This is a genomic window from Neorhodopirellula pilleata (genome assembly GCF_007859915.1).
GTDB classification, from domain to species: domain Bacteria; phylum Planctomycetota; class Planctomycetia; order Pirellulales; family Pirellulaceae; genus Rhodopirellula; species Rhodopirellula pilleata.
Genome location: NZ_SJPM01000003.1, coordinates 319,377 through 341,075, shown reverse-complemented (window position 1 = coordinate 341,075; position 21,699 = coordinate 319,377). Strand labels below are relative to the sequence as shown.

Annotated in this window: 12 protein-coding genes; 7 read left to right on the top strand and 5 right to left on the bottom strand. The window is 56.5% G+C overall.

Annotated features, from left to right (window positions below):
- Nucleotides 1–66 precede the first annotated feature (66 nt).
- The gene (locus tag Pla100_RS10275) at nt 67–765 is read left to right on the top strand and encodes a GntR family transcriptional regulator (RefSeq protein WP_146577604.1); all 699 of its coding nucleotides are present in this window, start codon (nt 67–69) and stop codon (nt 763–765) included.
- A gap of 8 nt (nt 766–773) precedes the next feature.
- Here the strand turns inward: Pla100_RS10275 and malQ are convergent, their stop codons facing one another.
- Nucleotides 774–2,261 (bottom strand): 4-alpha-glucanotransferase, encoded by a 1,488-nt coding sequence (malQ, locus tag Pla100_RS10270; RefSeq protein ID WP_146577732.1) that lies wholly within the window; start codon nt 2,259–2,261, stop codon nt 774–776.
- A gap of 561 nt (nt 2,262–2,822) precedes the next feature.
- Here malQ and rpoB point away from each other — a divergent pair.
- From rpoB to Pla100_RS10245, 5 genes are all read left to right on the top strand, one after another.
- Nucleotides 2,823–6,545 carry a DNA-directed RNA polymerase subunit beta gene (rpoB, locus tag Pla100_RS10265; protein ID WP_146577603.1) on the top strand — a complete coding sequence of 1,241 codons (3,723 nt, stop codon included), beginning with the start codon at nt 2,823–2,825 and terminating at the stop codon, nt 6,543–6,545.
- A 298-nt stretch (nt 6,546–6,843) separates the two neighbouring features.
- Nucleotides 6,844–11,133: a DNA-directed RNA polymerase subunit beta' gene (rpoC, locus tag Pla100_RS10260; protein ID WP_146577602.1), complete on the top strand. Its 4,290-nt coding sequence runs from the start codon at nt 6,844–6,846 to the stop codon at nt 11,131–11,133.
- A gap of 410 nt (nt 11,134–11,543) precedes the next feature.
- Entirely contained in the window at nt 11,544–12,665 is a 1,122-nt protein-coding gene (locus Pla100_RS10255; RefSeq protein WP_146577601.1) for a methyltransferase domain-containing protein, read from the top strand.
- Nucleotides 12,666–12,805: 140 nt separating this feature from the next.
- Nucleotides 12,806–13,093 (top strand): hypothetical protein, encoded by a 288-nt coding sequence (locus tag Pla100_RS10250; RefSeq protein WP_146577600.1) that lies wholly within the window; start codon nt 12,806–12,808, stop codon nt 13,091–13,093.
- Between the two features lie 35 nt (nt 13,094–13,128).
- On the top strand, nt 13,129–13,779 hold the full coding sequence (locus tag Pla100_RS10245) for a hypothetical protein (protein WP_146577599.1): 651 nt from the start codon (nt 13,129–13,131) through the stop codon (nt 13,777–13,779).
- 63 nt (nt 13,780–13,842) lie between these two features.
- Here the strand turns inward: Pla100_RS10245 and Pla100_RS10240 are convergent, their stop codons facing one another.
- On the bottom strand, nt 13,843–15,039 hold the full coding sequence (locus Pla100_RS10240; protein WP_146577598.1) for an LptF/LptG family permease: 1,197 nt from the start codon (nt 15,037–15,039) through the stop codon (nt 13,843–13,845).
- Nucleotides 15,040–15,191: 152 nt separating this feature from the next.
- Here Pla100_RS10240 and Pla100_RS10235 point away from each other — a divergent pair, with 152 nt between their 5' ends.
- The gene (locus tag Pla100_RS10235) at nt 15,192–16,598 is read left to right on the top strand and encodes an SLC13 family permease (RefSeq protein ID WP_146577597.1); all 1,407 of its coding nucleotides are present in this window, start codon (nt 15,192–15,194) and stop codon (nt 16,596–16,598) included.
- A 19-nt stretch (nt 16,599–16,617) separates the two neighbouring features.
- Here Pla100_RS10235 and mnmE read toward each other — a convergent pair whose 3' ends face one another.
- The 3 genes from mnmE to Pla100_RS10220 all read right to left on the bottom strand — a co-directional run bounded on the left by mnmE (nt 16,618) and on the right by Pla100_RS10220 (nt 21,086).
- Nucleotides 16,618–18,018 carry a tRNA uridine-5-carboxymethylaminomethyl(34) synthesis GTPase MnmE gene (gene mnmE / locus Pla100_RS10230; protein WP_146577596.1) on the bottom strand — a complete coding sequence of 467 codons (1,401 nt, stop codon included), beginning with the start codon at nt 18,016–18,018 and terminating at the stop codon, nt 16,618–16,620.
- A 15-nt stretch (nt 18,019–18,033) separates the two neighbouring features.
- Nucleotides 18,034–19,545 carry a sugar ABC transporter ATP-binding protein gene (locus Pla100_RS10225; RefSeq protein ID WP_146577595.1) on the bottom strand — a complete coding sequence of 504 codons (1,512 nt, stop codon included), beginning with the start codon at nt 19,543–19,545 and terminating at the stop codon, nt 18,034–18,036.
- Between the two features lie 347 nt (nt 19,546–19,892).
- Nucleotides 19,893–21,086 carry a TlpA disulfide reductase family protein gene (locus Pla100_RS10220; RefSeq protein WP_146577594.1) on the bottom strand — a complete coding sequence of 398 codons (1,194 nt, stop codon included), beginning with the start codon at nt 21,084–21,086 and terminating at the stop codon, nt 19,893–19,895.
- Nucleotides 21,087–21,699: the final 613 nt, after the last annotated feature.

The window sequence follows — 21,699 nt, the reverse complement described above, 5'->3', positions numbered from 1 at the left end:
GCTACAATACTGGCTGTTTGGCGAAGGCCTTCGTAGTAGAAAACCACTCGTACCGAAGAGAAATGGATGGCCGTGAACCGAATAGCCGCCGCGAAACCATCAAAAACAAACGGTAAAGCCCAACCCGACGTCGGCACCCGACTGAGTGAACAGGTTTATGAATCGCTTGTCGAAATGATCGTTCGCGGAAAGCTGGAGCCCGGCCAGACGGTCAGCGAAGTGGAACTGGCGCGGCTCCTCAGCGTCAGCCGCACGCCGATCCATGAAGCCGTCAAGCAATTGGTCAAGGACGGCTTAGTCGTCCAAGCCGCCAACCGGAGGCCCGTTGTGGTTTCATTCGGCCCGGAAGACGTTCGCGATATTTACGAAATGCGGCGAATCCTCGAGAGCGAGGCCGCCGCAAAAGCAGCCGATCGCATCGATCGCCCCACGATACAACGCCTGAGCGCCTCGCTCGATGATTTTCGCCAAAGCCAACCAACGGCGGCCTCGATCAGCGTTTGGGTCAAGCTCGATGACGAGTTCCATTCCGCCATCGCCAGCGCCGCCGGCAGTCCCCGACTGGCCGCCGACATCGTTCGCTACCGAATGATGAACCGGGTGTTCAACCGTTCTCACACCGATGCCGGCATTCTGCAGCAAGCGGCCCAGGAACACCAAGCGATCCTGGACGCATTGCGAGAGCGTGATGCCGACGCGGCGAGACGAGCGATGTGCGAGCATCTCGAAGAGTGGCAGCGGTTCTTTGCCAACCACTTGCGTTGACCGAGCGGCTACCTTCCGGCGTCATGCGTGAGCGTTCGAAGCTTCGTCGTGACCGCGTCGGTCAGGTCGCTCGCGTGCATTCGCCACGTCCAGTTGCCTTTGGCTTGTCCGGGCACGTTCATGCGGGCGGAATTGCCCAGCCCGAGCAAATCTTGCATCGGCACGATCGCCATATCACTGCGAGATTGCAGAACCGCATCGATCAATTGCCAATGAATCGGCTCCTTGTCATTCACCCACGCCTTAAGCGGATCGGGCGTCGAGGTGGGCTTGCGAGTTTGGAGCCAGCCGACCAGGGTGTCGTTGTCATGCGTTCCGGTGTAGGCCACCGAGTCTTCGGGGTAGGTGTTGGGTCGATGGAATTCATCGTCGGTGGTGTCGAACCCGAACTGCAGCACTCGCATTCCCGGAAACCCTAATTCGGCCCGGAGTTGGTGAACCTCTTCGGTGATCATCCCCAAGTCTTCGGCGATGAACGGTAGCTCGCCGAGCACTTTCCGAGCGGCCTCGAAGGGCTTGCTCATCGGCCCCTTTTTCCAGGTTCCGCCGATCGCGGTCTTGGCCGTTGCGGGGATCTCCCAGTAGGCCTCGAACCCACGGAAGTGATCGACGCGGAGCAGGTCGAATTGGCGGAGGGCCGATCCGAATCGCTTCGTCCACCAGTCGTAGTCGGTTTCTTCGAGTGCCTCCCAGTCGTACTGCGGGTTGCCCCAGAGTTGCCCGGTTTTGCTGAAGTAATCCGGCGGCACCCCGGCGACGAGCGTCGGCTTCCCATCGTCACCGACGGCAAAAAGCCCCTGATTGGCCCAAACGTCGGCGCTTTCGTGAGCGACAAAAATCGGCATGTCACCGCAAATTTGCACGCTTCGCTCGTTGGCGTAGTTTTTGAGCTCGTTCCACTGGCGATCGAAGAGGAACTGCTTGAATTTCGAGTAGGCAATTTCTTCGCCGAGGATTTGGTCCCATTCGGCCAGCACTTCCGGGCGTCGGGCGATCAAGCCGGCCGGCCATTTCGACCAGTCGGTCTCGTTTTGATGGCGCATGATCGCTTCGAATCGAGAAAACTCGACCAACCAGTCCGCCTGTGCGGCGCAAAACTTGGCGAAATCGTCACACAGCGGCCCTGAGACGCTGCCTTGAAAATGTTCAAAAGCGCGGCGGAATGCCTGTTCTTTCCGCACCGCGACCAGCCCGAAGTCGACGTGATCGGAGACCGCCTCGCCGGCCGTTAGTTCGGGGGTTTGCTTGAGCAGGCCGTCGCGGACGAGGCCCCCCAGGCTGATCATCAGCGGATTTCCCGCGAATGCGGAGTAGGCGCTGTAGGGCGAATTGCCTTCGGCAGGCGGTGAGAGCGGCAGGATTTGCCAGATCTTTTGCCCGGCCGCGTGCAGGAAATCGACGAACCGGTAGGCTTCGGGGCCCAGGTCCCCCACCCCGCCTTCGCTCGGCAAGCTGGTGATATGCAGCAAAACGCCAGAGGATCGCGGGAATTTCATCATGGATTTATCGAAAAAGAATTTCTAAGAAACGGATTGGCGGATCGTCGGTCGTCGATCACATGTCCATGGCTGTATCATCGGCGTGAACGGGATTCGACTGGGATCATTGAAGTAAAATCTCGAAAAACAGTGGAAAATGAAGCCTCAATGACCAGGCTGGAGCATTTCACCCCAATCGGGCGATCAGCCACCGGTCCGCCCTAGAGCACAAATGGGACCAAATTCTCGAGCTTGGCCTTTGCGAGATTCGCTGGAAGGGTTACATTCCAGGGTTGACTATCGGCCTGGTCTATTAAACGCGTCTTCCCGTCCCTCCAAACTTGTCACATATCTTGCGACTTCCTCTTGGGATGCGAGCTTTTCGTGGAAATTTTGTCTCTGCGACAAGCCCGATTTTTTCTCGAGATCGACTCGTTGAATCGGCCGCCGATTGCTTAACCCCTATTTAGTCATCTCATCGCTTCCGGCGTTGGACGGATCTGGCCGCATCGAAAGGTGGCAGTTCGCAACCCGGAAGGAGGTGAATTTGTTCTTCCCCGTGAAGGAGCTTTCCTCTCGATGGCAACTACGACCCAGCGTCGACTCGAGCCCACTAGTATCCGCAAATTCGGCACCGGCCTCGGCCAATTCGAATTGCCCGATCTGACCGCCCTGCAAACCGATTCCTACGCCGCGTTCTTGCAAGAAGACACGCTCAGCCTGGAACGAAACGACCAGGGACTAGAATCCGTGCTGAGGGAGATTTTTCCGATCAGCAGTTACGACGGAAACACGACGTTGGAATACCTGTACTACGAACTGGGCAAACCCCGGTACACGGTTCAGGAATGCCGTCAGCTTCGTTTGACGTACGGCCGACCGCTGCGTATTTGGCTGCGTCTGAACCGAGAGGAGCCGATCGAAGAGGAAGTATACTTGGGCGATTTGCCGATCATGCTCGGTGGTGGCGAGTTCGTCATCAACGGGGCCGAACGGGTTGTCGTTTCGCAACTGCACCGTAGCCCCGGTGTTGACTTCGTGCTCGAGCAGGACACGACGACCGATCGCAAGCTGCCCTCATGCCGCGTGATCCCCGAGCGTGGTTCGTGGATCGAAGTCAACGTGACGAAGAAAGACTCGTTGACCGTGCGAATCGACCAAAGCGGCAAGTTCCCCGCCACGATGTTGTTACGGGCAATGGACCCGAAGTACAGCACCGATGCGGAATTGCTGGCTGCGTTTTACGAAACGAAGACCTACAAGATCAAAGGCGGCAGTGACGCGTCGAAGATCGAAAACAAAATTTGCGTCGATGACGTTGTGTACCCAAGTGGTCACGAACGGGCCGGTGAAATCATCGTCGAACCGGGGCACAAGATCAGCACCGAATTGGCCGAGATGATCTGTGCATCCGGAGTAACGAGCATCCAGGCGATGGACCTTCCGAAGGTTCCGTTGATCTTCCACACGCTCGCCGAAGACACCACGGCCAGCCACGAGGAAGCGTTGCTGCGGATTTACCAGCGTCTGCGCCCGGGCAATCCGCCACAGTTGGAAAAGGCTCGCACCTTGTTCCAAGAAAAATTCTATGACGACAACCGATACCGTCTCGGTAAGGTCGGCCGGTTCCGCCTAAACCGAAAACTCGGTTTGAACGTGCCCGAATCGGACATGTGCTTGCGTCCGGACGACATGATCGCCGCGATCCGGTACCTGATCGATTTGTTCGATGCCGACAGCGACGCGGAAATCGACGACATCGATCACCTCGGCAATCGCCGTTTGCGAACGATCGATGAACTCGCCAGCGAAGAACTCCGAAAGGGCTTCTTGAAACTCCGTCGAACCGTTCAAGAACGCATGAGCGTCAAGGACGCCCAAGACATGACACCGCGTTCGCTCATTAATCCTAAGAGCGTCTCGGCGGCGATCGATTATTTCTTCGGTCGCGGTGAACTCTCGCAGGTCGTCGACCAGACCAACCCGCTTTCGCAACTCGCTCACGAACGCCGTTTGTCGGCCCTTGGCCCGGGTGGTTTGAACCGAAAACGTGCGGGTTTCGAAGTCCGCGACGTTCACATTTCGCACTACGGCCGGATTTGCCCGATCGAAACGCCCGAAGGTACGAACATCGGTTTGATCAGCTCGCTGGCGATTTTCGCGGGCGTGGATGATTACGGGTTCTTGATCACGCCGTTCCGCAAAGTGGTCGACGGAAAGATCGCCGACGAAACCGTTTGGTTGCGTGCCGACGAGGAAGGCGAGTCCTACGTCGCCCCGGCGGATACCGAAGTCAAAGACGGGGCGCTCGTCCCCGGGCCGAACTTGATCGCGCGTTTCCGCAGCGACTTCGAGATCGTATTGCCCGAACAAGTGTCGTTCATGGACGTCGCTCCGGCTCAAATGGTCGGCGTGTCGGCGGGTCTGATTCCGTTCCTCGAGCACGATGACGCGAACCGCGCGTTGATGGGTTCGAACATGCAGCGGCAAGCCGTGCCGCTGCTCGTCGCCGAACCTCCGATCGTCGGAACGGGGATGGAACGCGAAGTCGCCAAGAACAGCGCGATGGTCGTGCGTGCCCGCCGTGCCGGCAAGGTCACCTACGCCGACGCCACGCGCATCGAAGTGGGCAGCGATCACTACCCGCTCAAGAAATACCAAGGACTCAACGAGCGTACCTGCCAAAACCAGAAACCGCTCGTCAACGTGGGTGACAAGGTCGAGAAGGGCCAAATCATCGCCGACGGCGCGGCAACGCGTTTGGGCGAATTGGCACTCGGACGTAACGTCTTGGTCGGGTTCATGTCGTTCGACGGATTCAACTACGAAGACGCGATCATCATCAGCGAAGAACTCGTGCGGAACGACACCTACACGTCGATCCACATCGAAGACTTCGACGTCGAGATCCGCGAGACCAAACTCGGCCGCGAAGAATTCACTCGCGATATTCCGAACGTTTCCGAGAAGGCTCTTCGTAACCTCGACGAGACCGGTGTGGTTCAAGTAGGAACGTACGTCAAACCGGGCGACATCTTGGTCGGGAAGGTTTCGCCCAAGAGCAAGACCGAACTGACGCCGGAAGAGAAATTGCTGCACGCGATCTTTGGTCGTGCCGGTGAAGACGTCAAGAACGATTCGCTCGAAGTGCCATCGGGCATCGAAGGCATCGTCATCGACACTCAAAAGTTCTCGCGTCGGATGAGCCTCGGCGAAGACGAGCGGAAGGCGTTCGAAAAGGAGCTCAAGCAGCACGAAACCGAAGGCAACGCAGAAATCGCATCAACTTTCGAGTCGCTCGTCCGCGATCTCGAGGAAGCCGCCGGCACGAAGCTGAAAGATCCCACCGGAACGCCTTTGGCCGACGGGCAAGATCCCAAGTTCATCGCCGAACGTGCGACCACCTTCCGATTTGATTTGGTGCTCGAACAGGTCGCCGACGAATCGAAGAAGGCGGCCGTCGAAAAGGTTTACAAGAACCAATGGCAAAACGTCGAAAACGCGATCGACGCTCGCGACCGTAAACTCAACTCGATGAAACGAGGCGATGAGTTGCGCTCGGGCGTGTTGCAGATGTGCAAAATCTACATCGCGACCAAGCGAACGATCAGCGTCGGCGACAAGATGGCCGGCCGTCACGGGAACAAGGGGGTGATCGCGAAGATCCTTCCGATCGAAGACATGCCGTTCCTTCCCGATGGAACCCCGATCCAGATCATGCTCAACCCGCTGGGCGTTCCCTCGCGGATGAATGTGGGACAGATTCTTGAAACCCACCTCGGTTGGGCCGGTGCGAAGCTGGGCTTCCAAGCGATCACGCCGATTTTCGATGGTGCGGTCGAAGAGGAGATCAACGAATGCTTGGCCGAAGCCGGTTTGCCGGCTCACGGTAAGATTCGTTTGACCGACGGTCGAACGGGCGAACCGATGGAACAGGAAACCACAGTGGGCTACATCTACATGTTGAAGCTTCACCACTTGGTCGACGATAAGGTTCACGCACGCAGCACCGGCCCTTACTCGCTCATCACGCAACAACCGCTCGGCGGAAAGGCCCGCTTCGGTGGTCAACGTTTCGGCGAGATGGAAGTTTGGGCGTTGGAAGCTTACGGCGCGGCGTACATCTTGCAGGAGCTGTTGACGGTCAAGTCCGACGACGTCGAAGGCCGTACCAAGATCTACGAATCGATGGTCAAGGGCGAAAACACGCTCGAGGCCGGTACGCCGGCATCGTTCGACGTGCTCACCAACGAAATCCGAGGTCTGGCACTGAACATGCAACTCGAGAAGAGGCCGATTTAGCTGCTTTGCAACATAATCGGCGGCCATTCGCAATTAGCTGTTAGCTGTTAGCGTTTGGTGGCCGACCGATGCCCGTGGCAGATCTTGTTAAAGATCCGCCGCCTAATGGATCTTTAGCAAGATCCAATACGAAAGAACAACCAGTCCGGGTATCGCCCCGGACGGACGCGACCTGCAAACCCCTCGCTGCGGTCGCATGAAACCTTCCACTTCATATCGCTTTTACTTTTCAAACCCTGGAACACGCCCGGGTCCGAAAAGCTAAAAGCTAATAGCTAACTGCTAAAGGCTTTCTTCCATGTCCATTGGCGAAACCAGTAACTACGATCGCATTAACGATTACGCATCTGTTCGCATCTCGTTGGCCCGGCCCCAAGACATCAAGAGTTGGTCGTTCGGCGAAGTCAAAAAGCCCGAAACGATCAACTACCGTACCTACCGTCCCGAAAAAGACGGGCTGTTCTGTGAACGAATTTTCGGCCCTGAAAAGGACTGGGAATGCGCCTGCGGCAAGTACCGTGGGATGAAATACAAAGGCATGATTTGCGACCGTTGCGGGGTGAAGGTCACTCACTCACGCGTCCGTCGTAAACGCATGGGCCATATCGAATTGGCCGCACCCGTCGTTCATATCTGGTTCTTCAAGGCGATGCCGTCACGCCTGGGCAACTTGCTCGCGATGAAGACCAGCTCGCTCGAAAAGGTGATCTACTTCCAAGACTACGTCGTCATCGATCCGGGCGAAACGGACCTGGAATCGTTGCAACTCTTGACCGAGGAAGAATACCGGGCCGCACGTCAACAGTACGGCCCCGGTACGTTCGAAGCGGACATGGGTGCCGAAGCGATTCGCAAGTTGCTCAATAAGCTCGATCTCGTCCCGTTGTCCGAACAATTGCGGATCGACCTGGAAGAGACCGGTTCGAAGCAAAAGAAAAAGGACCTGATCAACCGGCTCAAGATCGTCGAATCGATTCGTGACAGCGACAACCGTCCCGAGTGGATGGTGCTCGACGTGATCCCGGTCATTCCTCCGGATTTGCGTCCGCTGGTGTTGCTCGATAGCGGCAACTTCGCGACGTCGGATCTGAACGATTTGTATCGCCGGATCATCAACCGTAACAACCGATTGCGCAAGCTGGTTGACTTGAATGCTCCCGAAGTCATCATTCGCAACGAAAAGCGAATGTTGCAACAATCCGTCGACGCGTTGTTCGACAACAACCGTTGCAAGCGACCCGTGCTCGGTTCGTCGAACCGACCGCTGAAATCGCTGACCGACATGATCAAGGGAAAACAAGGTCGTTTCCGCGAAAACCTGCTCGGCAAACGAGTCGATTACTCGGCCCGTTCGGTGATCGTGGTGGGCCCTCGCTTGAAACTGCACCAGTGCGGTTTGCCCAAAAAGATCGCCTTGGAATTGTACCAACCGTTCATCATTCGCCGTTTGAAAGAACTCGGCCACGCCGACACGATCAAGTCGGCCAAAAAGATGCTCGAGCGCAAGGACGAGGAAGTTTGGGACATCCTCGAACAAGTCATCACCAACCACCCGGTGTTGCTCAACCGCGCCCCGACGCTTCACCGAATGGGGATCCAGGCGTTCGAACCGACGCTCGTCGAAGGCAACGCGATCCACTTGCACCCGCTCGTTTGCAAAGGCTTCAACGCCGACTTCGACGGTGACCAGATGGCCGTTCACTTGCCGCTTTCGATCGAAGCCCAAGTGGAAGCCCACACGCTGATGCTTTCGACGAACAATGTGTTCGCGCCGTCCAATGGTAAGCCGATCATGTCGCCGTCCCAAGACATCGTCATGGGTTGCTACTACATGACCGTCGAACTTCCCGACCGCAAGGGCGAAGGCATGACGTTCAGCGGTTACGACGAAGTCGACTTCGCGCTCGCGCAAGGTGCCGTGGAACTGCATACGAAGATCAAGATGCGGTTGCCGAAGTTCCAAAAACTCAAGACCGATGATGACTCAGGCGTTTACGGTGCGATCATCGACACCACGCCGGGACGCGTTCGGTTCAACGAAATGCTTCCCGACGGGATGGATTTCTACAACCGGGCGATGCGCAGCGGTGACTTGGCCAAAACGATCAGCGACTGCTATCAACGTCTCGGCCGTCGCGCGACGATTCACTTGCTCGACGACATGATGCAGATGGGCTTCCGCGAATCCACGCGTAGTGGTTTGTCGTTCGCGACCGATGACTTGGTCACGCCCGACACGAAGCAGAAGTTCATCAAGGACGCCGAAAAGACGGTCATGAAGCACAAGAAGGCTTACGACCGCGGTTTGATGACCGGGAAAGAACGTTACAACCAGGTTCTCGACGCGTGGACGCATGCCCGCGAAGCGATCACGGCGGACATGATGTCGGCAATGGAAAACGACATCCGCGAAGGCGGTTGGTACATCAACCCGGTGTTCCTGATGTCGCACTCCGGTGCTCGGGGTGGTATCGAGCAAATCCGTCAATTGGCGGGGATGCGTGGTTTGATGGCCAAGCCGACCGGCGAGATCATCGAAACGCCCATCAAGGCCAACTTCCGCGAAGGCTTGTCCGTGCTCGAGTATTTCTCGTCCACCCACGGTGCTCGAAAGGGTCTCGCGGACACGGCACTCAAGACCGCCGACTCGGGTTACCTGACGCGGAAACTCGCCGACGTCGCGCAAAACGTCGTGGTCACTATGCACGATTGCGGCACGACCCAAGGCATCACAAAGGGTGTCGTCTACCGCGGCGAGAAGGTCGAAGTCTCGCTTGCCGATTCGATCAACGGTCGTGTCAGCCTGAAGTCGATCGTCAACCCGATCACCGACGAAATCGTCGTCGGTGCATCGGAAATGATCACCCCCGAAATCGCACGGGCGATCGAGCAAATGGGCTTGGAGAAGATCCAGGTCCGTACGCCGATGGCTTGCGACGCTCCGCTGGGTGTTTGCCGTTGTTGCTATGGAATGGACATGGCCACCGGATCGATGGTCGAAGAAGGCATGGCCGTCGGTATCATCGCCGCCCAATCGATCGGCGAACCGGGAACCCAGCTCACCATGCGGACGTTCCACATCGGTGGCTCGGTCAGCAAGCAAATGGAAGAATCGGACATCAAGTCCGGACGTGACGGTGAAGTTCGCTTCACCCGCATGAAAGCGGTGACCAATACCGAAGGTCGCGACGTCGTGTTGACACGAAACGGCCAAGTCATGTTGGTTGACGAGCGCGGTCGCGAAATCGAATCCTACGACATCCCCACCGGTTCAACGTTGATGGTCAAAGAAGGCGACCAAGTGACGGCCGGTCAGGTGTTGTGCGAATGGAACCCGTACTCGATTCCGATTCTTTCGGAAGTCTCTGGAAAGATCCGTTTCGAAGACGTCGTCGAAGGCGAAACAATGCGTCAGGAACGTGAGGCGTCCGGAAACACTCGTTTGACGATCATCGATCACAAGGGTGATTTGCACCCGCAATTGGTGATCGAGGATTCCGAAGGCCGACCGCTGCACGCTCAGTATCTCCCCGAACGGGCGACGATCTCGGTTAAAGAAGGCGAAAAGGTCATTCCAGGAACCGTGCTCGCGGAAATGCCGCGTGAAACGGGCGGTGTGTCCGACATCACGGGCGGTTTGCCACGGGTGACGGAGATCTTCGAAGCTCGTAAGCCGAAAGACCCTGCCGTGATCGCGGAAGTCGACGGCGAAGTCGAAATCCTCAGCGAGCGTAAACGTGGCAAACGAACGATTGTCGTACGTAGCGAGTCCGGAATCGAACGAGAACACCTCGTCCCCCACGGCAAGCACTTCTTGGTTCACACCGGGGACATCGTCAAAGCCGGACAAGCACTCGTCGACGGGGCTTTGGTGCCTCACGACATCCTGCGAGTCACCGGCGAGGAAGCCGTCCAGCAATACCTGTTGCACGAAATCCAACAGGTCTATCGCAGCCAGCGTGTGGAAATCAACGACAAGCACGGCGAAATCATCATCGCCCGCATGTTGCGTAAGGTGAAGGTGGAAACACCCGGTGATACCAACCTGTTGCCCGGTAGCGTGATGGACCGATTCCACTTCCGCCGAGCCAACCAGGAACTCCGTGGTTGCTTGAAAGTCGCCGACCCCGGCGATACCGACTACACCGAAGGCACCATCGTGCCCAAGGAAGCGTTCGAGCAAACCAACGCCGAAGTCGAAGCGATGGGTGGAGCCCCCGCCAAGGGCAAACGCTGCAAGAGCGCGACCGCGAGCACCCAGTTGCTCGGGATCACCAAGGCGGCCGTTCAGTCGAACAGTTTCATCAGTGCGGCTTCGTTCCAAGAAACCACCAAGGTGTTGACCGAGGCTGCTCTAGCCGGCAAGGTCGACAAGTTGGTTGGACTCAAAGAAAACGTGATCCTCGGGCACCTCATTCCCGCCGGTACCGGCTTCCGAATCTTCCAAGAATCGGAAGTCAATTACCGCCGAGAGGCGCTCGAAGAACTCGCCGCAGCCCCCGTGACCGCGTTGGAAGAATCCTTCCCGCTTCTCGGTGGCGACGTCGAAACGGCTGACGCCCAAGCGTCGTCGGGCGATAACAACTAGTGCTTTTTCAATATTGAAGATGAGGTTGGCTTGAAACGTGGCACGGTGGTCCCCACCGTGATTCTCGACGGAGGACCGTCGAGCCACGTTGCTGACACCCTAAAGCCAAATGTGGTTGAAGCACTAGTGAATATCACGCGAACCAAGTCTCCCATTAACTTCTTGTTAACAGAAGGACACTATGGGGGAGTCCACCCCCTTGAATCCGCCTATCGGTTCCCTACGACCGTTTCGCTGAATCCACTCAAAGCGAGTATTGCGATGAGGCGAAAGTTTCGATTCAATCCCTCCACGCATTTGCGAAATACGAGTGGGCGTTTGCGTTGCTTGCCCCGCAGCGTGCCCACTTGTAGGCGGTTCCGTGGGGGGTTGTCTTGTGCCCCTTGAACAGCCCTTCACGAGCCGCCGTTTTGAATACAGAGAAAGTTGTCCGCGAACGTTATGCCGATGCCGCATTGCAACGCGAACCTGCCTTGTGCTGCCCGGTGGATTACGACGCGCAGTATCTCAGTGCCATCCCGCAAGAAGTCATCGACCGCGACTACGGCTGTGGCGACCCGTCTAAGCACGTTCGCGTAGGCGAGACGGTGCTGGATTTGGGTAGCGGTGGAGGAAAAATTTGCTTCATCGCTTCTCAGGTCGTTGGCCCTACCGGACAGGTCATCGGCGTTGATTTAAACGACGAGATGCTTTCCCTCGCGCGGAAGTCCAAAGTCACTTTGGCGGCAAACATCGGCTACGACAATGTCGAGTTTCGCAAAGGCAAGATCCAGGATCTCGCGGTCGATCGAGACGCGGTGGATCGTTTCTTGATCGAGAATCCGGTGAAGGACGAAATGGGTTTGCGCTCACTCGAGCAGTATCTCGAAACGATGCGAACCAGTAACCCGATGATCGCCGACGAGTCGATTGACGTGGTTGTCAGCAATTGCGTCTTGAATTTGGTGGCATCCGACGAGAAAGAACTCTTGTTCGATGAGATCTTTCGGGTCTTACGACCAGGCGGTCGAGCCGTCATCAGCGACATCGTTTGCGACCAAGAGGTGCCGTTGGAAATGCAACTCGATGCCGAACTTTGGAGCGGTTGTTTGTCCGGTGCGTTTGAGCGTTCTGCTTTTTTAGAAGCTTTCGAGCAAGCGGGTTTTGTTGACATTCGTATCCAGCATTTGCAACCCGAACCTTGGCAAACGATTGACGGTTTGGCTTTTCGGTCGGCAACGGTGATCGCGTACCGTCCGCATCTGGCCAGCGAAGGTGACGAAGTCATCGAACAAACTGCCGAGTATCTCCGCAGCCGAGACGACGTTCGGCGCGTTTATCAAGGGCCGTTTAAATACGTGGTCGACGACGAAGGTCGAATGTACACGCGGGGCGAAGCATGCGAAGACGCGCTCGCCCAAGCGGCTCAGCGTGAAGCGATCGCGGACCAGTTTGCAGTTTTCGAAAACTCCTCAAAGTCTTCGCCAGCGAAAACTACGGCGACTTTACCGATGGCCGGCGGCGGATGCTGTGGTGGTGGCTCGAGCTGCTGATCCCAACCCGACGTGAGAGTTTGATCGGGACGACCGTTGCAAAGCGACTTCTTGAAACGCCATTCAGGTGCGACCTGCGCCGTTGACGATCCTTCTCGAGCCAATGTCGTGTAAAGGCCTGTTTGTTGGATTGATGTCTTATGGAAATGAATCGTAATCGCTACTTCCTCATCGGGGTGTTGTTGATCCTGTTGGGAACTCAATTTCGGATGATCGATTCCTTTGTTCTCAACGAACCGACGACACGTGCGTTGGCGAAGATGTCCAAGCGTTCTCATCCGACCGTCGATGAATCTTTCAGTAGTTTCCTGATGCAAGTTCATCCCAAACCGACGAAAAGGGTTCACCCGCCGCGATGGCTGGGATTAGCGATGATTGCCGTCGGTTCGGTGGTTAGCCTGCACGCGATCGCCATTCCCCGTCACTGACCTCTGCTTTTTTTTCCAAGGTATGGTTGAGCCTAATGCGATCTGAGTTGAACCATCGGATGTGGGCGGCATCGAGGATGATCGCGATCGTTCTCGGCATTACGTTGCCCTTAAGCCTCTCCGGCGAGATCTACGCTCAGTTTTCTCAAGGATCCGACACCACGCGTCAGTCGGATTCGTCCGCGTCTCAAAAAACGATTCCCAATGTCGTGATGCGAGAAGGCACCTTGATCGGTCCGATCCGAGGCCGTTTTGTTCTTCGCGGACAGCGATGGTGGTTTATCGTCGAAGAGAGCGGGCAGGCCGATCAAGGGCAGCTTGCTGAGATGATCGATGCCGGCAACGCACGCTCGATCGTTGAGACGCAATCGACTATTTTGGAACGAAGCACCAAAGGCACTCAATCGACGACTAGCACGCAATCTCGATACGAACGAAAGACGGTCGTCGATAGCAGCATCGGAGAGGCTCAGTCGGAACAACAAGTCCAACGGCGGGTGCTGTTGCCGCCGTTTGAGTCGATGATCGTCGTGGAGAATTTGATGCTCGGCAGGATCGCTTCGGCCATCGAAGAAGACCCCGCCGATGATCACTGGACCATCACGGGGCGGATTACCGAATTTCAAAATGACAATCGGTTGATGTTGACGACTGCCCACCGAACCGTTGTACCGGTTTCGCAGTGAATCAGTCCATCGGTGATCCGGTTCCGATGCGAGTGAGCACGGCGATGCAATAAGGACCGGCGTTCAATAACGACGGACGCGTACCATTAGGATCGAGCCGATTCCAGCTAAGACGAGATTTCCGGTCCACACACCATAGGGCGGCAGATCGCCTGACTTGGCTTGATCAAGACCGAAGAGATACAACGGATAGTACAGCAAAATGATCGGCAAGAAGCACATCCCGAACGTGGTCCAGTAATCGCTTGTTCTTGCCAATATCGCCAGTGGCGCTCCCACAATCACGAAGAAAAAACACGAGAAACCCTCGGCCCAGCGTCTCCAAGGTTCCGTTTGCAAACGTGTCAAACGAGACCGGCTCGACGACAAACGACCGTGAATGCCGCTGGCCTCGGTCCCACCGATATCCTCGGGCCGCGACTTAAAAAGAGCAAACCCCGTAAACGCCGCCAATTGCCCGATGGCAGCGTGGGTCCGCTCGCGTTGCTGCGAGCGTTCGCGTCGGATCAACCGCAACGGCAATTCGCTAGGGCTGATCGTCGAGATGTCTTCTTCATCCAATGCATTGCCAAGAGGGATTTCGAAACTGGATTCGCCTGGCACGATTCCTTGCAAGCCTTCGCCCCGGACGACCTTGCTGTCGACCAACTTCAAGACGAGCGCCTGGCGTTGTTCGTCCATCAACAACTGTCCTTCGCTGGCGGTTACCTCAAACGCGTCATCACCGCGACCACGAACGATGACGGTGGGTGAGATCATGCGCCGGCCGACAATGTCGCGGACGTGAATCGAAAACCCGTGATCGGACGTGAACGAATGCTGGGCTTCGAGAACCTTATACGCGATGTCTTCGATGGAAAGTAGTACGACGCGTTTGACGCCGGGCTTGCCCCATGAGACCGCCGTGTCGCTGCAATAAACCGCCACGGGGCTGAGTAGGGCGGCGAATACGATCGCCGGTTGCAACAACCTCAACGGCGAAATCCCCGATGCTTTCACCGTGCTGATCTCGCCGTCGGCCGCCATCCGTCCGTAAACGCAGCAGACGGAAAAGAGCGCCGTCGCCGGTACGGCGTGCTGCAACGAGATCGGAATGGCAAATGGCAGTAACTGCAAAACGGCGACCGGACCAAGTCCCTTACGAATCAATTCACGAGCGACCGCGATGAGCAAAATGATCGTCGTCAACACGACCAATGACACGATGAAGATCTTCAAAATCTCAAATAGAATCGTTCGTGTCAGACGAGTGGGAATCACGAGAAGAAATCAAACAGAGAGCGAAGTTGAGAGGTTTCGAGTTTCATGCGATTCGTTTCACCACCGGAGAACCGAAGCGGTCGACGATGGGTTACCATCACGCTTGGAAAAAACTCCGCTGACGATTGATGACTACCAAACTGAACCCCTCAATGAACAGATCGTTTTCGAATTGGATGTTGCCCGGCGGGCCGGTATTGGCTGTCGTGATTGCCTGGATTTCTTGGCAAAATGGGCTTTCCGGTTCAGCCGCAGGATGCGCCGCCGTGGCGATCGTTTGTGCGACATGGTGGATTTTTGAATGTCTGTCGATCGCCGTGGTGGGGTTGGTCCCGTTCGTCGCCTTGCCGATCCTTGGTGTGGTCGATCACAAAAACGTCGCCGCCTCGTACGGGCACACGATGATTCTGTTGCTGCTGGGCGGCTTCTTGCTGTCCGCCGCGATGGAACGCAGCGGCGCTCACCAGCGAATCGCGATCATGATGGTGCGGTTGGTCGGCGGGCACGGCGGGCGACGCATCGTGCTCGGATTCATGCTCGCTACCGCCTCGTTGTCGATGTGGATCAGTAATTCGGCGACGACGTTGATGATGTTGCCGATCGCATTGGCGGTATTGCAACAGGCCGGCGATCCACGATTGCGGACACCGCTTTTGTTGGGCATCGCCTACGCGGCGAGCGTGGGTGGCATGGCGACGCCGATCGGAACGCCTCCGAATATCGTCTTCATGGGACAGCTCTATGAACGCACCGGTAGCGAGCTACCATTCGCAACTTGGATGTCGATCGGTTTGCCGATCACGATGATCTTGTTGCCGATCATCTGGTGGTGGGTTACGCGGAAGATCGGCCCGACCGAGCGGATCAAGATGCCCGAAATGGGACCGATCGCCAACAACGAAGTTCGGGTGCTTGCGGTTTTCGCGGTGACGGCGGTCTTGTGGGTTTTTCGCAGCGGCCCGTTCGGCGGTTGGTCGGCATGGATGCCCGGGGGCAATGACATGATCGGCGACGCGACGGTCGCGTTAGCGGCGGCGCTATTCATGTTCATCTGCCCCAGCGGCCGGGAATCGGACGAATTCGGGCAGACGGATCGCCTACTGGATTGGCAAACCGCCGCCAACGTTCCCTGGGGGATCTTGATCATGTTCGGCGGCGGAATGGCGTTGGCCACCGGGTTCCAAGATTCCGGACTCAGCCAAGCGATCGGCGGACAACTCACGTTCTTGGCGGGATCGCCGACCTGGGTGATCGTACTTTCGATCTGTTTTCTCGTGTCGTTTTTGACCGAGATCACCAGCAGCACGGCCACCGCGATGTTGTTGCTGCCGATCCTCGCCGAGATGGCCGATCAACTCGGTTTGCCGCCGGCGATGTTGATGATCCCGGGCACGATCAGTTGTTCGTGCGCGTTCATGCTACCGGTCGCCACCGCACCCAACGTGATTATCTTCGGCGCGGGAGGAATCCGCACCGACGAGATGGCAAGAACCGGGCTGGTGCTCAACTTCATCGCCGCATTCGTCATTACGGGCATGTGCTTGTGGTTGGTACCGTGACCCGACGCGTGACGGCTCGTCACTTTCCGATGCAGAACCGACTGAAGACGCGGTCAAGGATGTCGTCGGTGTAGACCGCACCGGTGACTTCGCCCAAGTGATCGACGGCGCTTCGTATCTCCGCCGCCACCCACTCGTGACCGGCTTGGTTTTGTGTCGAGGCGATCGCGTTGTTCAAACATACGATTGCTTGCCGCAACGAATCTCGGCAACGCGCCGCCGTGCCGATTACCCCGCCCGTTTCAACAGCATCGCGAGACTCGGCGATGGCTCGCAACCGATTCCATAGTTGTTCAATGCCTTCGCCGGTGACTGAACTCACTGCGGTACAGGCCCCGTTGGCGTTGGTCTCGATCGGAGCGGCGGCCAGATCTGTTTTCGTATAGATCAACAAGTTGGTAACCGATCGCTTTGCATTGTCGGAAACCATGGTCAGCGCATCAATCGAATGGGCCGATTCGGTATCCGATGCGTCGATGCACCACAAACAAACGTCGGCTTTTCGTACCGCATCGTCGGCTTGCATTTGAGCTTGGCTCATGACGTCGAAATCCTCGTCATCGTCCGATCGATTTTCGATTCCCGCCGTGTCCGTGATGCTAAACGAGTGGCCCTCGTACTGCACCTGCACCGTGATGACATCACGAGTCGTGCCCGCTTGGTCGGTGACGATGGCCGTGTCCGTCCGAGTGAGCGTGTTGAGCAGACAACTCTTTCCCGCGTTGGGGAGCCCACGTAAGACAATGCTTAAGTACGATTTTTGATCTCCGCGATCACGCAGTTGCACCGACGCTTCTGAAAGCAAATCTCGTAAGTCGACCAGCCGCGCAACAAGGTCGGCGTCCTCGATGAACTCGATGTCTTCATCGACAAAGTCCAACCCGGCTTCGACATCGGCGAGTAAGTTGAGCAGGGTGTCCCGGGCGTTTTGCAATGGTCGCGATAGGTTTCCCGCCAATTGGGACAGGGCGAGATCAAGGGATTCAGGGTCTTCGGCATCGATCACGCCCAAGACCGCTTCGGCTTGTGTCAGGTCCAATCGTCCCGCCAGGAAGGCACGCATGGTGAATTCGCCTGGACGTGCCGGTCGCGCCCCCGCGTCGACGATGCGTGACAACACGGCCTCCATGATCGGCAGCGATCCGATCATGTGTATTTCCGTCGACGGTTGACCGGTGTAACTGTGTCGCGTCGGCCACAACATTACATCGACCGAGATCGTGCCTAGTGGATCGCCCAAGTCTGCCAATGCGGCAAAACGACGGGCTCGCGTGGATTGATCGGCGGGATCGAGCCATCCGAGCTGACGCAAGATAGGAACGACCAGATCGCCCGATACGCGAACAATCCCACGACGGGCCGGAGCGAGGGGCGAGGCAATCGCCACAATCGTTTCGTCAGTAATCAAAGAGGCATGCATGGGTCGGCTCAGTCACTATCGCTGCGAAACGGCCAAGTGCATGATCGCTTCTTCGCTCATTTCGTCACGACCCAATTCACCTGCGATTCGCCCCTGGGAAATCACTAACACGCGATCGGCGATCGCGAACACCTCTTCCATTTCACTGCTGACTACTAATACTGCCAAACCATCCCGGGCGAGCCCGTCGATCAGTTCGTAGATCTCAGCTTTGGCACCGATGTCGACACCGCGCGTCGGTTCATCGAGCATCAAGACTCGCAGATCCAACGCGAGCCATTTGGCCAAGGCGACTTTCTGTTGGTTGCCGCCCGACAGCGAAGCGACGGCAGATCGGTTCGAAGCGGTCTTGATTCTTAACTGCGAAATCAGGCCGTCCGCCGTCGAGGACTGCCATTTTCGCGAGATCCATCTTCCTCGTGTTTTCGTCGGCGTGGTATGCCCCATCGCCACCAGCGTCGCGTTGTCGCGGACGTCTGATTGAATCAATAGGCCGGTTTGTTTTCGGTCCTCTGGCACCAACGCGATGCCTGATCGAATCGATTCATTCACGTCGCCGGAAATCTCTTGGTCGGCAACCCTCACACGTCCTCCCCATCTTGGTCGGACTCCAAAGATCGTTTCAAGAATTTCGGTTCGTCCCGAACCCACCAAACCGACCAAAGCGACGACTTCGCCGACGGCGACCTGGAAGCAGATCGGAGTCGCCGACCGCGAACCGACTCGCAAGTCCTCGACCACCAACATGGACTTCCCTGATCCCGCACGACGAGCGTGATGCCGCGATGCCAATTCGCGACCGACCATCGATTCAACGATCAGATCGTGATCGATCTGGTCACCGGTCAAGGTGCGGACGTGGCAACCGTCACGCAAAACTTCGATCCGATCGGAGATGCGAATGACTTCGGCAAGCCGGTGTGAAATGTAGATGATGGCGACGCCATCCTCTTTGAGTTTACCGATGAGTTGGATCAACCTTTCGGCTTCATCTTCGCTGAGACTACTGGTCGGTTCGTCCATCACCACCACCCGTGCTCGCACGGACAACGCGCGTGCAATCTCCACAAGCTGTTTGGACGCGATCGGAAGTTCGCTGACCGGTGTATCCGGGGATACCGACAATCCGACGCGATCAAGAAACTGCGTCGTATCCGTCCGCATGGCCGATCGATCCAACCATCCCAACCAATCCGGACCACGTGTCAGTTCGCGCCCCAGGAACAAGTTCTCAGCGATCGTTAGGTTGTCGTGGAGGCTGAGTTCTTGATGAATCAGCGCGATTCCGGCCTTGATCGCATCACCCGGACAAGTCCATTGACACGCGACTCCGTCAATTTGCACTTGCCCGTGATCGGGCGACACAATCCCGGCGAGCACTTTCATCAAAGTACTCTTACCCGCACCATTTTCACCCACCAGCGAAATCACCTCGCCTTGTTCGACGTTTAAAGACACGTCGTTCAGGGCGCGAGTGTTGCCGAATCGTTTCGAAACGCTGATCAGTCGCAGGAGAGGTTCTGGCATCGTTGCAAGCCGATCATCTGTCTCGCGGTCAGGCACTGATTAGACTAGTGCTTTGTCTTGATTCAACTTTAGGGTTGGCAGCATTAGCCGTTTGGGCGCTAGCGGGCTGTTGATTTAGTGCACGATTGGGCGTTTTCGTTTAACGGCAAGCCGCAGGCGTCTGCGTTCTCAAGCTCTGTCGCCTGCGGCTTGCCGTTAAACGATTAAATCAACAGCCCGCTAGCCCCGGTTTTTGCGACGGAACCGTGGCTAGCGCCAAAACGGCTAATCCTAAAATTAAAGTTGGACAGACCACTAGGGTTTCGTTCTGGTTGAAAAGGAATACTTCCCACGACTTGCGTCTTGGGCTACTTCGCTGCGTCGACTTTCTCGGCTGCCTTGTCGCCTTCCGCATCTTGATCACCGTCAGCTTCTTCGGCTGCCATCTTCTCAAATTGTTCGAGCATCTGCTCCATGCGTTCCTTGGTGCGTCCGGTCGAAGTTTCCACGGCTTTCTTTTGGTTCGCGATCGCTTCGTCGAAGTTGGACATCGACGCGTTCATTTGGGCAATCAAAACATACATGATCGGCATCACTTCTTCGTCGGCGGTTCCGACCGCATCCTTGAGCGCCGCAATCGTTTCACCGGCCAGCGGTCCCAGATCGGTGCCCTGCTGCATCGACGCCATCATGTTGTAACTGAACTGCGTCAATTCACGGGCGTCCTTCTTGGCTTCGGCGAGCTGGTCCCGGAAGAAGGTCATCACTTCTTCGGATCGATCGCCCGAATCCAACCGAAGATTATACTGGAACGCGGTGAGCTGTTCACGAATTAAGTTGCTGCGTGGATCATCGGCGCCTTCCATATCCTCGAGTACTTTCTTGACCACCTTGAGAGCGTCTTCGAACTTGCCGCTGCCGGCAAGTTGATTGACCTTTTGCATGGCAATCTGGAACTGTTCCTGACGCTTCATCTGTTCCTTGTAGGCTTCCCGATCCCAACGATCGGCAAGCACATCGGCAAGTGGTTCGTCTAGTTCCATCGGATGGCCGATCCATTCGATCAACCCGGTCTTGCCCACCAAGAACGAAGCCGGGATACCGTTGCGACCAGCCGCTCGCATGTAGTCCTCGGTCGTCGACCCGTCGGGATCGACGGTCAATGTGTAAGCGTTCGTCACTTCGGCAAAAGTTTCTTCTTTGCCCGGATATTCCTGTTCCATGAGTTCTTGGACCGTTTCAAGGTCCTCGTCCGAGATGCTGACGATCTGAACTCCTTCGCCCCGATACTTGTTTTGAAGTTCGACAAGATGGGGCATGCTTTGGATACACGGACCACACCAGGTTGCCCAAAACTCGACGATGTAAACCTTTCCGTCTTCGAACTTTTCGACTTTGCCGAAACCGTTGTCCTCGTGAATGTAGTGCTCGATATCCAAAGCGGGGGCTTTGTCACCGATTCCCAGCGTGGTTTCAGCGACAGCGGAAGACGCGTCATTCCAAGCAGTCGTGGCAGTCAAGCATACCAACGCGATGGCCACGCGTAAAAAACGTTGAGTCATGAGAATAATACCGGCTGAAAGGGGAAACGGAAAACGACCGCTAGGTTAGCGATCGCTTTGTCACAAGTCGAGATCACAGGTGAGCAATGATGATGCCCAATAACCTAGAAAATGGCCTTTTGCTGGCCCACTCCGCCTCATCGGATGGCAAGTTGAGCGGGACAAACTCATTTTCATGATAGCCAAGGCTGATCGACATCAAGCAGCACGTCCCAACCGGGAAAGAAAGGCGGTGCCAAACCCAATACCGTTCAATGAAGGTAGTGGAAGTTGCTAAACTTCCCCTTGCGGCGTGTTGATTTAATCGTAACCCGAAGCGTGAGCGAGGGATTCAGCGCCATTAAATCCTCAGTATGTATCCCTCGCTCACGCTTTTTGAAGTTGCGCTTTTTTCGTAACCCGCTGCGTAAGCGAGGGATAATTGATATTGACTCATCCCTCGCTTACGCTTCGGGTTACGATAAACCAATGCCACAGGCAAAATCGCAACTGGTATGTTGCTCTCTTAACAAAAACAAAGAAAGCAAAAGTCATCTGGACCACTGTGGGGAAGCTACCAGTTGTTTTTCCCACTCTAGCAGAGGCCCAGATGACCACTCTTAGTCCAACCCAA

Excerpts from the sequence above, each read along its gene's own strand:
- Pla100_RS10275 (WP_146577604.1), top strand. The coding sequence starts at position 67 with ATGGCCGTGAACCGAATAGCCGCCGCGAAACCATCAAAAACAAACGGT.
- malQ (WP_146577732.1), bottom strand. The coding sequence starts at position 2,261 with ATGAAATTCCCGCGATCCTCTGGCGTTTTGCTGCATATCACCAGCTTG.
- rpoB (WP_146577603.1), top strand. The coding sequence starts at position 2,823 with ATGGCAACTACGACCCAGCGTCGACTCGAGCCCACTAGTATCCGCAAA.
- rpoC (WP_146577602.1), top strand. The coding sequence starts at position 6,844 with ATGTCCATTGGCGAAACCAGTAACTACGATCGCATTAACGATTACGCA.
- Pla100_RS10250 (WP_146577600.1), top strand. The coding sequence starts at position 12,806 with ATGGAAATGAATCGTAATCGCTACTTCCTCATCGGGGTGTTGTTGATC.
- Pla100_RS10245 (WP_146577599.1), top strand. The coding sequence starts at position 13,129 with ATGCGATCTGAGTTGAACCATCGGATGTGGGCGGCATCGAGGATGATC.
- Pla100_RS10235 (WP_146577597.1), top strand. The coding sequence starts at position 15,192 with ATGAACAGATCGTTTTCGAATTGGATGTTGCCCGGCGGGCCGGTATTG.
- mnmE (WP_146577596.1), bottom strand. The coding sequence starts at position 18,018 with ATGCATGCCTCTTTGATTACTGACGAAACGATTGTGGCGATTGCCTCG.
- Pla100_RS10225 (WP_146577595.1), bottom strand. The coding sequence starts at position 19,545 with ATGCCAGAACCTCTCCTGCGACTGATCAGCGTTTCGAAACGATTCGGC.
- Pla100_RS10220 (WP_146577594.1), bottom strand. The coding sequence starts at position 21,086 with ATGACTCAACGTTTTTTACGCGTGGCCATCGCGTTGGTATGCTTGACT.